Genomic DNA, 15,615 nt, shown 5'->3' on the forward strand with positions numbered 1-15,615 from the left:
GAGGAAATGCAGGCACTGAAGGTTGCCATGCTCGGATGCGGAGTCGTCGGCACGGAGGTCGCCGCCCGAATCCAGAATCGCGCGGAGGGCCTGGCCGAGCGCATCGGCGCTCCGCTGGAGCTGAGCGCCATCGTCGTCCGCGATGCCTCGAAGGCCCGTCCGGGAATCGACGCGAAGCTGCTGACGACCGACGCCGAGGCGGCCATCGCCGGAGCCGATATCGTCGTCGAGCTGATGGGCGGAATCGAACCCGCCCGCTCGCTCATCACCGCAGCGCTGCGCCAGGGTTCATCGGTCGTGACCGCGAACAAGGCTCTGCTGGCCGCCAGCTACGGCGAACTCATGTCCGCGGCCGACGCCGCTGGTGTGCGCCTCGAGCACGAAGCAGCGGTGGCAGGGGCCATCCCGATCATCCGACCCGTCGGCGATTCGCTGGCCGGCGACCGGATCGAACGCATCATGGGCATCGTCAACGGCACGACGAACTACATCCTCGACCAGATGGACTCCGAGGGCTGGGATTTCGACCAGGCGCTCACCGCCGCCCAAGGGCTCGGATACGCAGAGGCCGATCCGACCGCCGACATCGGCGGACACGATGCGGCGGCGAAGGCTGCGATCCTGTCATCTCTGGCATTCCACGCACCCGTGTCGATCGACGACGTCCACGTCGAAGGCATCGAAGGCGTCACCGCCGAGATGGTCGAGACCGCCCGGGACCAGGGCTTCGTCATCAAACTCCTCGCCGTGTGCGAACGTGTGGCCTCATCACCGGCGGGCGCCGGACTCTCGGCGCGCGTCTATCCGGCGCTTCTCGACCGAGGACACGCACTGGCATCCGTCCGCGGTGCCTTCAACGCCGTGTTCATCGAGGCCGAAGCCGCCGGCGAGCTGATGTTCTACGGACAGGGGGCCGGGGGAGCACCGACCGCATCCGCCGTGCTCGGCGACCTCGTGTCCGTGGCCAGGCGCAAGGTGCTCGGCGGACGCGGACAGTACGAACGCCCCTTCCACGAGGATTACCCGATCCTGCCGATCTCGGCGATCACGACCAGGTACCACATCACCCTCGACGTGGTCGACCGTCCCGGTGTGCTCGCCGCGGTCTCCGAGGTCTTCGCCGATGAAGGGGCATCCATCGAACTGATGCGACAGACGATCGGGGACATCGACGACAACGGCGTCCAGCACGCGAAGCTCGTGCTGGCCACCCACTCGAACACCGACTCGACTCTGCAGAAGACGGTCGATCGACTCGTCGATCTGCCTGTCGTCCACACCGTCAAATCCGTGATCCGCGTAGAAGGACAGTGACTATGAACTACCCCAGACACCAGTGGCAGGGCGTCGTCGAGGAATACCGCAGCCTCCTCGACATCTCCGCTGACACTCCTGCCGTCACACTCGGTGAGGGCGGGACCCCGCTGATCCGGGCGGAGAAGCTCAGCGCACGCACCGGTGCCCAGGTATGGGTGAAGTACGAGGGCCTCAATCCGACTGCGTCGTTCAAAGACCGCGGTATGACGATGGCGATCACCAAGGCTGTGGCCCATGGTGCCAAAGCCGTCATCTGCGCCTCGACGGGCAACACCTCGGCCTCTGCCGCCGCCTATGCCACGAAGGCCGGACTGACCTGCGCCGTCCTCGTGCCCACCGGCAAGATCGCGCCGGGGAAGATGAGCCAGGCCATCGCCCACGGGGCGACCCTGCTCGAAGTCGACGGAAACTTCGACGACTGCCTGACGCTGTGCCGCAAGCTCTCGGAGTCCTACCCGGTCCACCTCGTCAACTCGGTCAATCCCGATCGCATCGAAGGTCAGAAGACCGCGGCCTTCGAGATCGTCGACGTCCTCGGCGACGCTCCCGACATCCATGTGCTGCCCGTCGGCAACGCCGGCAACATCACGGCGTACTGGAAGGGCTACAGCGAATACCGTGAACACGGGCTCTCCAAGCAGCTGCCTCAGATGTGGGGCTTCCAGGCCGCCGGTGCCGCACCGCTGGTGCTCGGCCACCCCGTCGACGAACCGGATACGGTGGCGACCGCCATCCGCATCGGCAACCCCGCCAGCTGGACGCAGGCCGAAGCGGCGCGTGACGACTCGGGCGGTCTCATCGATTCGGTCACCGACGACGAGATCCTCGCTGCGCACAAGATCCTGTCCAGCGAAGAGGGCATCTTCGTCGAGCCCGGGTCGGCCGCCTCGGTGGCGGGTCTGCTGAAGATGGCCGACGCCGGTCGGGTCCCTGCCGATGCGACGATCGCGGTCACCGTGACCGGTCACGGACTCAAGGACCCCAGCTGGGCACTGCACACCGCCGACGGATCCGATATCGAGACCAAACGGGTCTCCGTCGACGCCGTCAGCGCCGCACGCGCCCTGGGACTCGAGGACAGCTGAGGGTGCGCGTCCGACTCGAGGTCCCGGCCACCTCGGCGAATCTGGGACCCGGCTACGACTCGTACGGGCTGGCACTCGACATCGTCGACACCCTCACCCTCACCGTCCACGACGCAGCGGTCGATCCTCATCGCTGCGTCGAGGTCACGGGGGAGGGCGCCGAGGTGCTGCCCCGTGACGGCTCGCACCTGATCATGCGCATCATCGGTGAGGTGCTCGACTCGGAGTTTCCCGCCGTTGCGGTGGAGCTGAGGCCGCGTCTGTCGCTGGAGTGCGACAACCGGATTCCTCATTCCCGCGGACTGGGCTCCTCGGCCGCAGCCGTCGTTGCCGGAATCGGCCTCGCAGCGGAACTCGGAGCCTGGTCGACCGGAGTCGAGCTGAGCCGGGACCGGATCCTCGAGATCGCCACCGCCGTCGAGGGGCATCCGGACAACGCCGCCCCCGCGATCTTCGGCGGACTCACCGTCTCTCTGTCGGCGCCCGTGAAGTCGTGGCAGGTGCCGGTGCGCACCGTCGAGGCGGTCACCGTGCTCGTGCCCTCGTTCCGCCTCGACACCGAGGTTGCCCGTGGACTCATTCCCGCCGGCATCGATCACGCGATCGCCGCCGACAATTCGGCTCGGGCTGGCCTGCTCGTCCACGGGATGAGCAATGACTCCCGGGTGCTCTTCGAAGCCACCCGCGACCAGCTCCATCAGGAGTTCCGGCGCGGCGCCTATCCGGAGTCGATGGCGTTGGTCGACGCACTGCGCGCCGAGGGTCTCCCGGCCGTCGTCTCCGGCGCCGGCCCGACGGTACTCGTCCTCGCCGAGGCGGTTCCCGACGCCCTCGTGGCAGAAGGCTTCGTCGCTCAGCGCACCGCGATTGACCTCGGTGGTTACCGGGTGAGCCGAGAAATCTGAGGAAACGATTCGCCAGATCGTCTCCGAACAAGTAGACTGTGGGTGTTCCGACAGGGCACGGCTTCCCGCTGTTCTTCACAGGTCCGTCGTCGATGTCATATATTCTGGAACATCTCCTGCTCATTCTTTAGCAGGTTTTCTTTCACAACGCACCGTCAATGGTGTTTCCGTCGCCGTGAGCAAACGGCACATGCCGCACGGCCGAAAGAGGGAGAAGGACCTTCGTGTCTGAAACCACCACTCAGGATTCCACCCCGCGCACAGGCAGCCTCACAGCGCTGCGGCTGCCTCAGCTCCAGGAAATGGCTGCCGGGCTGGGAATCAAGGGTTACCGTCGCCTTCGCAAGAGCGAACTGATCGACGCCATCAACAGCCACTCGGGCGGATCTGCTGAGAAGGAGTCCGCCCCCACCGAGAAGAAGCCTGCCGCAGAACCGGCCGCCAAGACCGAGAATCCGGCGGAGAAGCAGGACGAGAAGAAGGAGTCGACGAACCGTCGCTCCTCGCGTCGCTCTGCCGCTTCCGCGTCCGAGGACGCTTCGGCGCTCATCATCGAACCGAACACCGAGTCCTCGTCGTCTTCGACGGCGAACGAGTCCGGTGCGGACCAGTCCGGGGGAGCAGCCTCCGAGGAGAACAGCGGCGATCAGGATCGTCAGCGGTCTCGCCGCAGCCGTTCTCGCTCCCGCGGCTCCGAGTCCCAGACCGAGGGCCGCGACGGCAGCGGTGAGGAATCGGCCGACCGCGGCGGCCAGGATCGCTCCGGCGACCAGGACCGCTCCGACCGTGATCATCGCGGAGGGCGCGACAACGACCGTCGCAGCCGGAACAACGACCGCTCCGACGACAACCGAGGCGGCAATGACCGGGGCGGCAATGACCGCGGCAACAACGACCGTGACGGCGGCAACGATCGCGGCCACCGCAACGACAGGGGCGGCAACAACGATCGCAACGATCGTCGCAACCGCGGCAACGACGATGACGATCGCGGCAACAACCGCCGCGGACGGGGTCGTGACCGGAAGCGCCGCGGCCGCGGCAACGACGAGCCGGACATCCGCAACGACGATGTGCTCATCCCCGTCGGCGGCATCCTCGATGTCCACGACAACTACGCCTTCCTCCGCACCTCCGGCTACCTGCCGGGACCGAACGACGTCTATCTTTCGGCATCCATGGTGCGCAAGAACGGTCTGCGCAAGGGCGACGCTGTCGCCGGTGCGATCCGTCAGCCGCGTGAGAACGAACAGCGGAACAACAAGCGCGAGAAGTTCGATGCTCTCGTCCGCCTCGATTCCGTCAACGGGCTCACCGTCGACGATGCCCGCAGCCGTGTCGAGTTCTCCAAGCTGACTCCGCTCTACCCTCAGGAACGTCTGCGCCTCGAGACCACCTCGAAGCTGCACTCGACTCGTCTCATCGATCTCATCACCCCCATCGGCAAGGGCCAGCGTGGACTCATCGTCGCGCCTCCGAAGGCCGGCAAGACGACGATCATGCAGCAGATCGCCAACGCGATCACGGAGAACAACCCCGAAGCGCACCTCATGGTCGTCCTCGTCGACGAACGTCCCGAGGAAGTCACGGACATGCAGCGTGCGGTCAAGGGCGAGGTCATCGCCTCGACCTTCGACCGTCCGGCCGACGACCACACCACGATCGCCGAACTCGCCATCGAACGCGCCAAGCGTCTCGTCGAGATGGGTTCCGATGTCGTCGTGCTGCTTGACAACATCACACGTCTGGGACGTGCCTACAACATCGCCCAGCCGGCATCCGGACGGATCCTCTCCGGCGGTGTCGACGCCAATGCGCTCTACCCGCCGAAGAAATTCTTCGGTGCTGCACGCAATATCGAAGGCGGCGGCTCGCTGACCATCCTCGCCACCGCTCTCGTCGAGACCGGCTCCAAGATGGACGAAGTCATCTTCGAGGAGTTCAAGGGCACCGGCAATATGGAGCTGCGTCTGAGCCGTCAGCTTGCCGACAAGCGCATCTTCCCGGCCATCGACGTCAACTCCTCGAGCACCCGCCGCGAAGAGATGCTCATGACCCAGGAAGAGACGAAGGTCATGTGGCAGCTGCGCAGACTGCTCTCGGGACTCGAGCAGCAGCAGGCAGTCGAACTGCTCATGTCGAAGCTCAAGGAGACCGGCTCGAACGTCGAGTTCCTCATGCAGGTGCAGAAGACGACCCCGCTGCCGAAGTCGTCGACCGACAACAGCTGAGATGGTCGACGACACCCTCACGGCCAGCGTCAGTGCACTGCTCGATGAGCACGCCCGGGTGCAGGAGGAACTCTCCGACCCCGCGGTCCACGCTGACGCCGGCCGGGCCAAGAAGCTGACCAGACGGTACGCGGAACTCGACAAGGTCGCCGCGGCCGCCCGTCACTTCGCCCAACTCGAAGCCGACCACGCAGCCGCCGTGGAACTGGCCGAGGACGACGCCGATTTCGCCGCCGAGGCCAAGCGTCTGTCCGCAGAGATGGACACGGCCGAGGGTGAGCTCAAGGATCTCCTGGTACCCAGCGACCCGGATGACTCCCGAGACGCCATCATCGAGATCAAAGCCGGCGAAGGCGGGGACGAATCCGCGCTGTTCGCCGGTGACCTGCTGCGGATGTACCAGCGGTGGATCGACTCGCGCGGCTGGTCGAGCCAGATCCTCGACGCCACGCATTCGGATCTCGGCGGATACAAGGACGTCACCCTGGCCGTCAAGGCGAAGAACGACGGCGCCTACGGCTGGGTGAAGTTCGAAGGCGGAGTGCACCGTGTTCAAAGGGTGCCGGTCACCGAATCGCAGGGACGCATCCACACCTCGGCAGCCGGTGTGCTCGTCTTCCCCGAGGTCGATGAACCCGAAGAGATCCAGTTGGACGAACACGATCTGCGCATCGACGTCTACCGCTCGTCCGGACCCGGCGGCCAGTCAGTGAACACCACGGACTCCGCTGTGCGCATCACGCACCTGCCGACCGGAATCACAGCGAGCTGCCAGAACGAGAAGTCCCAGCTGCAGAACAAAGACGCAGCGATGCGCATGCTCCGTGCTCGGATCCTGGCCAAACAGGCCGAAGAGGCCGCAGCGGAAGCCGCCGACATCCGTCGTTCGCAGGTGCGCACCGTCGATCGCTCGGAACGCATCCGCACCTACAATTTTCCGGAGAACCGGATCACCGATCACCGCACCGGATACAAGGCCTACAATCTCGATCAGGTGCTCGCTGGAGACCTCGATCCGGTCATCGGATCCTGCCGGGACGCCGACAAGGCCGCACGCCTCGACGCACTGGGGGACTGACCTGGACACCGTCAGGCCGACTCTCGTCTCCGACCTCCTTCGCGGGGCGACCACGCTCTTCACAGAAGCAGGCATAGCGAGTCCCGAAGCCGATGCGCTCGAACTGCTCGCCCACGCATGGTCGATCGACAGGGCAGCTCTGAGCCGCCGCCGTCTCTTCGACGAACCCGTGCCGGAGTCGGTGAGCGCTCGATTCGCCGAACTCTGTGACCAGCGGCGGCGGCGGACACCGCTGCAGCATCTCACCGGCATCGCCCACTTCCGGCATCTGCAGCTGCAGGTGGGCCCCGGAGTCTTCGTGCCCCGTCCGGAGACGGAGCTGCTCGCCGGAGCCGTTCTGACCGAACTGTCCGAACTGTCCGAACTCGCCGACACTGACTCGACGACGAAGAACAACAAGGCTCGGCGTCCCTTCGTCATCGACCTGTGTTCCGGTTCGGGAGCGATCTCCCTCTCCGTTGCCACCGAATTCGACCGCGTCGACGTCCTCGGCGTCGAACGCGAATCCGCGGCCCTGGAATGGTCGCTGAAGAACCTCGAGCAGTGCCGCCTCGGCGAGTCGACGGTCGAGTTCATCTCCGAGGATGCGACGACGATCGCGAAGGCTCGGCCCGACCTGTGCGGGCGTGTCGACATCGTGGTGACGAACCCGCCCTATGTTCCCGATTCCGCCGTGCCGCGGGACCCGGAGGTCGCCGAACACGACCCGGCTGCCGCCCTGTACGGCGGCTCCACAGGCCTTGAGATCCCAGCGCTCATCATCGGACAGGCCGAGCATCTGCTGCGTCCGGGAGGTCTCTTCCTCATGGAGCACGGTGAGGAGCAGGGCCCGGGCGCACGCGATCTGCTCGAGGGTTCGGCCAGTCTGAGGCAGGCAGAGACCTACCCGGACTACACTGGACGCGACCGCTATACGGTGGCCCGTCGTGCGGAGACCCACAGCGGTTGACCGCGGAGCCATCGCCCAGAGATTCGAAACGGAGCACTCGTGTCGAGACGATTCGACGTCAGCCAAGCCGAAATCCGCGACCTCGTCTTCGACGAGTGTGCGCGGGTGGCCGAGACGGGCAACCTGCTCGTCATCCCCACCGACACCGTCTACGGGATCGCCGCCGATGCCTTCAGCGCCTCGGCCGTGGCCGCGCTGCTGGCTGCGAAGGGCCGCGGTCGGGACATGCCGCCGCCGGTGCTCGTGCCCCGATCCGAAACCGTCTTCGGGCTCGTCGACGGTGTCGATGAGACGATCCTCGCGCTCACCGGTGAATTCTGGCCCGGCCCCCTGACGATCATCGCGAACGCGCAGCCCTCCCTGGATTGGGATCTCGGCGATACCCACGGGACCGTGGCGGTCCGCATGCCCGACGACGAATACGCTCTGTCCCTGCTCTCGCGCACGGGTCCGCTGGCCGTCTCGAGCGCGAACATCTCCGGACGACCGGCGGCGAAGACCGCCGACGAGGCGCAGGAGATGCTCGGCGACGACGTCGACATCTACGTCGACGGGGGAGTGCGGGAGTCGGGAATGTCCTCGACCATCGTCGACCTCAGCGGTGACGTGCCGAGAATCGTGCGACGCGGCCCCATCGCAGCAGAGCAGCTGCGTGAGTTCGTCCCCGACCTGATCGACCTGGACGGCTGAGTGCGCGCCTACCTCTTCATCCTCATCGTCTCCGCCCTCGTGGCGTACCTGCTGACCCCGATGGTCAAGCGGGTCGCCGAGCGAGGGCAGATCTTCTCACCCCTGCGCGCCCGGGATGTGCATTCCGTCCCGACGCCGAGGCTGGGCGGCGTGGCGATGTTCGGCGGGCTGATCGTGGGGTTGGTCTTCGCATCGCAGACCCCGTTCCTGCAGCGGATCTTCGTCGATCCCGGACCCGTCATCGGCGTCGCCGGCGCCGCAGGCCTGCTGTGCCTGCTCGGCATCATCGATGACATCTGGGACCTCCATTGGATGGCGAAGCTCGCCGGTCAGGCGCTGGCGGCCGGATTCATGGCGATCAAAGGGGTCGCGTTGCTGTCCATTCCATTCGGTGGGGTCATCATCGGCTCCCCACGGATGTCGCTGATCATCACCGTGCTCGTCGTGCTCGTGACGATCAATGCAGTCAACTTCGTAGACGGCCTCGATGGTCTGGCCGCAGGTGTCGTCGCCATCGGGGGCATCGCCTTCTTCATCTACTCCTACTGGCTGGCCCGGGACGCCTCACCTGAGTCGTATGCGAACCTCGCCTCGCTCATCATCGCGATACTCGTCGGCGCATGCCTGGGCTTCCTGCCTCACAACTTCAATCCCGCACGGATCTTCATGGGCGATTCGGGTTCGATGCTCATCGGTCTGCTGCTGGCAGCCTCGACGATCCGGGTGACCGGTCAGGTCGATCCGGCTCTGATCGGTCAGGAGAGAGCGTTTGCGACGTTCATGCCGATCATCCTGCCTGTCGCCGTGATGTTCCTGCCGCTGCTCGACTTGGGGCTCGCTGTGGTCCGTCGACTGCGGGCCGGCCAGTCTCCGTTCTCTGCCGATGCGAAGCACCTCCATCACCGCATGCTGCGCTTGGGCCACTCGCATGCCCGAGCCGTCCTCATCCTCTATACCTGGACGGCTCTCATCGCCTTCGGATCGGTGCTGCTCCTGTTCAAGGGGTGGATCTTCTCCGTCTGCGTCATCGGAGCACTCGCGGCCATCACACTGATCTTCACCTTCTATCCATTGCGAATGCGTCAGAAAGCCAGAGAGGAGATCTCGTGACCGATCCGACTCATCGTCCCGAGACCGAAGTCGAATCAGCCTGGACCCGAGTCTGGAGGACTCTGCTCGTGCGCGGCATCGTCCTCGTCCTCGTCGTCGCTGCCCTCGGTATGGGCATCGGCTGGCTCGCTGCCGGTTCGACCGGTCTCGCCGGGGGAGCGGTCGGCGGAGGACTCGCCGCGATCTTCATCATCGTCACCCTCGTGATCATGTACTTCGGAAGGAACATGGGACTGACGACCATCGCGGGCCTGCTCGGCGTCGGCTTCCTGTTCAAGGCGTTCATCTTCATGATCGTCATCTGGCGGATCAAGGATGCGACCTGGCTCGACGGCACGGTCGCCTTCTTCACGATCGTCGTCGCGGTCATCGGCTCCTCGCTCGTCGAGGCGATCACCGTGGTCAAGGGGCGCGTTCCCTATGTCGATCCGGAGGCGAGATAGGCGACTCTACGCAGATTCTTGTTTCCGGTGATCTGCGTACAAGGCACATTTCGTCAGGGCCCGATCCGCTATAGGTTTGTGACAGCACAGGTTTAGGTAGGGCCTCTTGGGACGATGTAAACGAAGAAGTTTCTTTGTCTGCCTGCCAGTTTTTGAAAGCTACGGAATCGGTCATACGGAATATCCGGCAGATTAGAGCCTCGATTCAGATCCTGTTCTTTGGTCATACCAGAGTGAAGTTCAGTCACACTAGCGATGTCTGCAATGATGACGGCACCCAGTAAGCTTATTAACGTGCGATGCATCAGGTTGATACCTGTAGCCCGGGGAGCATTAGGTGGGCGTCCGCTGGTGTTCGATACCGTCGCGTATCGGATTCGCAATGTCGTAGAACGTTCGCTTGCCTAGGCCAAGCAATGGAGAAGGTGAGCGACGAGATAACCAGCTCGCCTTGAACTGTCGAGCGGCAGTTGTGATTAGCGCGATCTTGACATGGTTCCACCGGCAGAGGAGACAAGCGCTAGTTCAATTGATGTCGAGCAGGAGTGGCGTGGTTCATCATTGCGTTAATCCAGGATACTCGGACTAAGCTATCAGCTCGCTATCAGCTACAAGTGTGGCAAGCCGCCTAGTATCTAATTTGCTGTATCCGTATAAAGTTGAGTTGATACAGAATGAAATAATATGTCATGCGATATGAGGATCTATTTGATGATTAAACGACTTGTTGCCGTCCTTTCGGTGTGTGTTGCCTTAGTGCTCGTTGCGCCGAGTCAGGCGCTTGCTGCGCCTAATGGGTTGTCCGATGCGGAGCTGTCTTCTGTTCGAGCTGCTTTGAAAGATAACGGAGTGCCGACGAAGTATTGGTCAAGTCTTGTGGAAACCATTTCCGAAGGCGGTCTCGTGGATGCAGATGATCCGGACTCCGACCCGGTGCGCACTCTGAAGACTCCCGGTTCTGATGGCTTCGTACTTACTAGGATCTATGAGGACGGCTCACGGTCTCGGACGATCGCGACTGACTCTAGCGTATTGGGGCAAAAGAATGGCGATGATTCGGCGATTTCAACTCAGGCAAAAGGTTCTGTAAAGTCGTGCGGAAAAAAGAAGAAGTCCGGGTGGACGTACTATTCCAACTGCAAGGTTGCCTATAGCGGTATTTCGTTTGCCTACTCTTTCAAGGCAAATTTCAAGACTAAGAAGAAAGCGAATGCTCAAATCACGCGAGCGTTCTCTCCTAAGGTCTCCCGTGCGGTGGGACATGATGTTTCGGGTCCCTCTGTGAAGCGCGTGCACGCCAAGCAGTCCGGAAAGCGGCAGGCGCAGGCTCGGATGAGCTTTAAAATCACTGCTGTTAAGGTTCTCTGGTCGCGCACGGTTACACTCGATCTTTACGTGCTCAATACGAAGTATTCGGCATCAACTAATCTTTGATCGGTAGATTGGTATCGCTGGAGTTGTAGCTCCTTTGATTGGTTACTGGGGTCTTCTTTTTAGGGAAGACCCCAGTTTCGTCTACGGCGTACTCTAGAGTGGCACGTTTTATATAGGCCAAAGGGGAGTCATCAGTCGTCCAGTGTGGAACAGGGAGCCGGTTGTCTCGGTTGCTGAATTCCGGGGCGACGCGCCGCGGAGGGGTTTGTATTTGCCGATGATCGATTCCGGGAGTCCGTTCGAGGTTTCCGGATGGTCGAAGTTGCCCAAGGTGTCGGTTGGACGATGCTGGAGTTTCGTCCCCAGGTTCTTAGCCTTGATCCACTGTTTTTGGATATCTCTCATGCTTGCGCGGTGGATTGGAAATGCCCCATTGACATAGCAAAACAATAGTGCTGAAGCCACTATCGACCAACTGCCAGAAGTGCACTTCGCAAACGCAAGTCGCTCATTCACGTAAACCGGCTCATCGTAATTGAGAGTGTAGAACCGGTCTGAAGCCACCGGACTCGAGCAGACATCTCGCGATGTAATGCGTGAGGTTGCGGAACCCCAGCGCTGACCCCCGTAGATGTTCGAGCCTGCCATTGATCGCTTCAGTAGGCCCGTTCGACGTTCCCGGTCGGGTGAAGAACGCGAGGACATCAGCAGCGCGACGCTTCAGAGTCCGTCCCAACCGCTTGAGCTCGACCAGTCCTGTCGGCAGATTCGTCGTCAGATCGTCGATGACCGATTGTAAGTGCTTCTTGCCCTCGTTGCCGTCGTTGGTTCGGTAGGCGCTCACTATGTCTTGATAGACGGCCCAGGTGACTTCGACGGCGGTGAAGTTGGCGTCGGCGAAGAGGCCTACGATCCTCTCCTGCTGCTTGGCCGTGAGCAGATCAGCACCGGTGTGCAGAGTCCTCCGCGCCCGATACAACGGGTCCGTCGCTCGTCCGCGATGCCCGGTGGTCTCCTGCTGAATGCGACGGCGTACCTCGTCGAGGGCATCACCGGCGAGTTTAACGACGTGGAACGGGTCCATGACTTCGACAGCCTCGGGCAGTTCCTCAACGGAGGCTGTTTTGAAGCCGGAGAATCCGTCCATCGCGACGACGTCGATGCCATCACGCCAGTCTTTCGGTCGGGCTTTCAACCATTGCTTGAACACCTGTTTCGACCGTCCGGGCACCATGTCGAGCAGGCGTGCCGGGCCTGCTTCCTGGCTGATCGGAGTGAGGTCGATGATGACGGTGACGTACTTGTCACCGCGCCTGGTGTGCCGCCATACGTGTTCGTCGACACCAATGACGCTGACCCCGTCGAACCGGGTCGGGTCGTCGATCAGCAGTCGATGTCCCTGCGCGAGGATCGCGGAGTTCGCGGTGTGCCAGGACACGGCGAGTTTGCGTGCGATCACGGACACGGTGTCGTGGTCGATGACGAGGGCACGCAGCGCCCAGTCGAGGCCGGTTCGCGAGATCTTCGCTCGTGGTGGCGCCGCAGCAGTGGTGTTTCGACGCCATACGCGGCCGCATTCGACGCATTTGTACCGGCGGAGGCGAATGTGAAGCGTGGTCGGCCGGTGGCCGAAGGGTTCGTGGGCGAGACGGCGGACGACGGTGTCGCGGACGATTCCGTGTCCGCCACACCGTCGGCACCAGTCATCGGCAGTGTTGGGCTGGCATTCCAAGATGGCTTTGTGCCCGCTGATGTGCTGGCCAATGCAAGTGAGGTCGAGGGTGTCGAGTCGGCAGAATGTCGTGAGGTCAGGGGTTGAGAAAGTAGGCTTGGACACGTCGAGGTCTTTCGGATGAACTGTGTGAGAACTTCCATCATCGGAAGACCTCGGCGTCTATCCGGGCAGCGCCACGCCGTGTCCTGGAATCACTGATCCACACCCTCAATTACGAAGAGCCCGTAAACCCATCTTCGCCTTGTGTTGGGTCATATGCGGTAGCGCCTTGATCCCTATGATTTCAACGCATCGAGCTGCGTCGCCTCAACATCAGTTGGGACCGATGGCAGCGTTGTGACTGTTTCGTTGATCTCGACAACAGCCGATGGTAACGGTTTCAAGTTCTGAGGAGCTGACGGATCGACATGCTGGTCGGGCCCCGAACGGAACGAGAAACAGCAATCGCTGCGAACACTATCGTCAGATGCGCCTCTATCGGGTCCCGGACACGAGCGAACATCGGCCATGCCCGTAGGCCCGCCTTCGACGCCTTCAAGGCTGCTCGACCTGCCACTGTTCGTGATGTGACCGGTCCACCTCGCCCGCTGACGTGAGCGAGCGTTCTATATTCGTCACGTATTCTCTCTCGTCATACTAGCCGCATGGCCCGGGTGTAGGCGGCTTAGCCGAAATCCTTGGACCCGCTCTTCGTGGTCACGATCCGTACACAATTCTGAACACTGATGCCATCGATGACATCGAAGAACCAAACGCATTGAGCATTCAGTATCTGCTCATCCCGTAAGGCGCGTTCTCTCTGGTTTTGCCCACAGCCCGCTACGGGTGTGGGAACTGTTCGGGAGTCCATGTGGCGTCGGCAGGCGACCGGTGTGGTGAGGATCAAGCGGGGTTCTTCCTCCGTGGGGTCTCAGTAGCGACGAACATTCCGTCTTCGGTGTGATCACCGTTCCAGGTGAAGTACATTTCCAGGTCACCGGGTACGTTCTTCAATCGTGAATCGACGATGAAACGGAGTCCGGCTTCGTCCAGAGCGTGCAGGTTTCCGGCAGAGGACAATCCCGCATCAGCAACGACGAGCATGACTGTTAACTGGTGGCGGGGTTGGAGCGGGTGCCCATTGACGAAGAGCATAGGGGCATCCCGTTACCGTTTAAGTAGCCCCACCATCCGTCAGGATAGAAGGGGTCGCTGGCATGAGGACCCCGGCTGCTGCTTGACAATGAATGTAACGGGTAGTCACCGGGGTTCGAAGGCACCAGGGAAATCGCTGATAGGGGCCAGAACCACTGGCAGAACACATGCCTTGAGCCCGACCGTAACGTGGATGCCGAGCCCAGGAGCCACCACAGCACCACCGGCCAGCCGAACCACAACCAAATATTCGGTCTCATGAGTCGAAGAAGATGAGTGACATGATCACCAACCACGCCGATATCGACGTATTCATCGGCATCGATGTCGGCAAACACAACCACCACGCCGTCGCACTCGACCGCGACAGCAAACAACTCCTATCGAAGGCTCTGCCGCAGAACGAAACGAAACTCCGGGCTTTGCTTGACCGGCTGCACAAGCACGGAACACGCCCAGTCCGAGTCCATCGCGGTCGCCTATCTGCCCGGGTTGGCGATGCGCCGTATCGCCGACCTGCACCCAGGTGAGGCAAAAGCGGATGCTCGTGGCGCCGCGATCATCGCTGAAGCAGCCCGCACCATGCCGCACACATTGCGGGGTACCCGGGTGGCGGATGAGAACGTGGCCGGGCTGTCGATGCTGTGCGGCTACGACGATGACCTGGCGAAACAGGCCACGGCGACATCGAACCGGATCCGGGGCCTGCTGACTTAGATCCACCCCGGATTGGAGACCGTCATCGGCCCGCACCTGGACCTTCCGGCGATGCTGGCGCTATTGGCAAAGTACCCGACGCCCAAAGCCTTGCGTGATGCCGGGATGCACCGAGTCGAGGCACTGCTGCGCAAGCAGGCACCGCGGGCGTGGAAGCGGTGGGCCGCAGCGATCTTCACCGCCTTGGACGGGCAGACCGTGGTGGTGTCGGGCACCGCCGCCGCCGGCCTCGTCCTGCCCCAGCTGGCCGCGTCGTTGGCGCAGACACGATCATCGCGCGATGAGGTACTGGTGCGCACCGAGGAGCTGGTGGGGGCGCATCCGCTTTTCGGACTCCTGACGTCGCTGCCGGCAGTCGGTGTCAGGACCGCGGCGAGGATCCTGACCGAGGTGGTGGGTAAGGACTTCGAATCAGCCGGACACCTCGCATTGTATGCCGGACTGACACCGGTGACGTGGCGGTCGGGAACGTCGATCCGGGGTGATCATTCGTCCCGGCGGGGGAACAAGGTCCTCAAGCGAGCCCTGTTCCTGTCCGCGTTCGCGGCGCTGAAGGACCCGCTGTCGAGGGCGTACTACGACAAGAAACGGGCCGAGCACAAGAAGCACAACCAAGCCCTGATCGCGTTAGCGCGCAGGCGCTGCAACGTGCTGTATGCGACGCTTCGCGACAGGGCCTACTTCCACGCACCCGAGGCGGCCACAGCTGCCCGAATCGACCTGTCACGAGGTGCTTGACCAGTCTGGGAGACAGCTCCCGGACCGATCAGTCCTGCCCTTCGGCCGGCATTAGATAAGTTTGAACAATCTGCCCACTGCCTCTTGACTTAAAACATAGGGGACCCCC

At 62.7% G+C, this 15,615-nt stretch carries 13 protein-coding genes and 2 pseudogenes; 13 read left to right on the forward strand and 2 right to left on the reverse strand.

The genetic code is table 11. From position 1 onward, the window contains the following. The first annotated feature begins 6 nt into the window (after positions 1-6). The 10 genes from LJ362_RS07290 (at position 7) to LJ362_RS07335 (ending at position 11,242) form a co-directional block, all read left to right on the forward strand. Positions 7-1,314, forward strand: coding sequence for a homoserine dehydrogenase (locus tag LJ362_RS07290; protein WP_264801489.1), 1,308 nt, complete (start codon positions 7-9; stop codon positions 1,312-1,314). Positions 1,315-1,316: 2 nt separating this feature from the next. After that, positions 1,317-2,402, forward strand: a complete 1,086-nt coding sequence (thrC, locus tag LJ362_RS07295; protein WP_264801490.1) for a threonine synthase — start codon at positions 1,317-1,319, stop codon at positions 2,400-2,402. Positions 2,403-2,404: 2 nt separating this feature from the next. Continuing rightward, a complete protein-coding gene (gene thrB / locus LJ362_RS07300; protein ID WP_264801492.1) occupies positions 2,405-3,307 on the forward strand; it encodes a homoserine kinase in 903 nt (300 codons plus the stop codon). A 224-nt stretch (positions 3,308-3,531) separates the two neighbouring features. Next, positions 3,532-5,538, forward strand: coding sequence for a transcription termination factor Rho (gene rho / locus LJ362_RS07305; protein WP_264801494.1), 2,007 nt, complete (start codon positions 3,532-3,534; stop codon positions 5,536-5,538). 1 nt (position 5,539) lies between these two features. Beyond that, positions 5,540-6,616: a peptide chain release factor 1 gene (gene prfA, locus LJ362_RS07310; protein WP_264801495.1), complete on the forward strand. Its 1,077-nt coding sequence runs from the start codon at positions 5,540-5,542 to the stop codon at positions 6,614-6,616. A 1-nt stretch (position 6,617) separates the two neighbouring features. Further along, the gene (gene prmC, locus LJ362_RS07315) at positions 6,618-7,565 is read left to right on the forward strand and encodes a peptide chain release factor N(5)-glutamine methyltransferase (RefSeq protein WP_264801795.1); all 948 of its coding nucleotides are present in this window, start codon (positions 6,618-6,620) and stop codon (positions 7,563-7,565) included. Between the two features lie 39 nt (positions 7,566-7,604). Beyond that, positions 7,605-8,255, forward strand: coding sequence for an L-threonylcarbamoyladenylate synthase (locus LJ362_RS07320; protein WP_264801496.1), 651 nt, complete (start codon positions 7,605-7,607; stop codon positions 8,253-8,255). Beyond that, positions 8,256-9,365 carry an MraY family glycosyltransferase gene (locus LJ362_RS07325; protein ID WP_264801497.1) on the forward strand — a complete coding sequence of 370 codons (1,110 nt, stop codon included), beginning with the start codon at positions 8,256-8,258 and terminating at the stop codon, positions 9,363-9,365. Then, positions 9,362-9,808: a hypothetical protein gene (locus LJ362_RS07330; RefSeq protein ID WP_264801498.1), complete on the forward strand. Its 447-nt coding sequence runs from the start codon at positions 9,362-9,364 to the stop codon at positions 9,806-9,808. The genes LJ362_RS07325 and LJ362_RS07330 overlap by 4 nt, the downstream gene beginning before the upstream one ends. Positions 9,809-10,519: 711 nt before the next feature. Continuing rightward, positions 10,520-11,242, forward strand: coding sequence for a hypothetical protein (locus LJ362_RS07335; RefSeq protein WP_264801500.1), 723 nt, complete (start codon positions 10,520-10,522; stop codon positions 11,240-11,242). Positions 11,243-11,708: 466 nt separating this feature from the next. Here the strand turns inward: LJ362_RS07335 and LJ362_RS07340 are convergent, their stop codons facing one another. Together LJ362_RS07340 and LJ362_RS07345 are read right to left on the reverse strand one after the other, a co-directional pair. Further along, positions 11,709-13,019 carry an ISL3 family transposase gene (locus tag LJ362_RS07340; protein ID WP_264801501.1) on the reverse strand — a complete coding sequence of 437 codons (1,311 nt, stop codon included), beginning with the start codon at positions 13,017-13,019 and terminating at the stop codon, positions 11,709-11,711. A 780-nt stretch (positions 13,020-13,799) separates the two neighbouring features. Further along, the gene (locus LJ362_RS07345) at positions 13,800-14,000 is read right to left on the reverse strand and encodes a hypothetical protein (protein ID WP_264801502.1); all 201 of its coding nucleotides are present in this window, start codon (positions 13,998-14,000) and stop codon (positions 13,800-13,802) included. A 332-nt stretch (positions 14,001-14,332) separates the two neighbouring features. Between LJ362_RS07345 and LJ362_RS07350 the strand changes: the two are divergent. From LJ362_RS07350 to LJ362_RS07360, 3 genes and pseudogenes are all read left to right on the forward strand, one after another. Then, positions 14,333-14,443 (forward strand): annotated as a pseudogene (locus tag LJ362_RS07350) (hypothetical protein); the annotation flags it as partial. Next, positions 14,436-14,768: pseudogene (locus LJ362_RS07355) on the forward strand (IS110 family transposase); the annotation flags it as partial. The pseudogenes LJ362_RS07350 and LJ362_RS07355, both read left to right, overlap by 8 nt. Before the next feature lie 12 nt (positions 14,769-14,780). Further along, positions 14,781-15,506: a transposase gene (locus LJ362_RS07360; protein ID WP_264801504.1), complete on the forward strand. Its 726-nt coding sequence runs from the start codon at positions 14,781-14,783 to the stop codon at positions 15,504-15,506. Positions 15,507-15,615 lie beyond the last annotated feature (109 nt).

It is taken from the genome of Brevibacterium sp. JSBI002 (genome assembly GCF_026013965.1).
Lineage (GTDB): Bacteria > Actinomycetota > Actinomycetes > Actinomycetales > Brevibacteriaceae > Brevibacterium.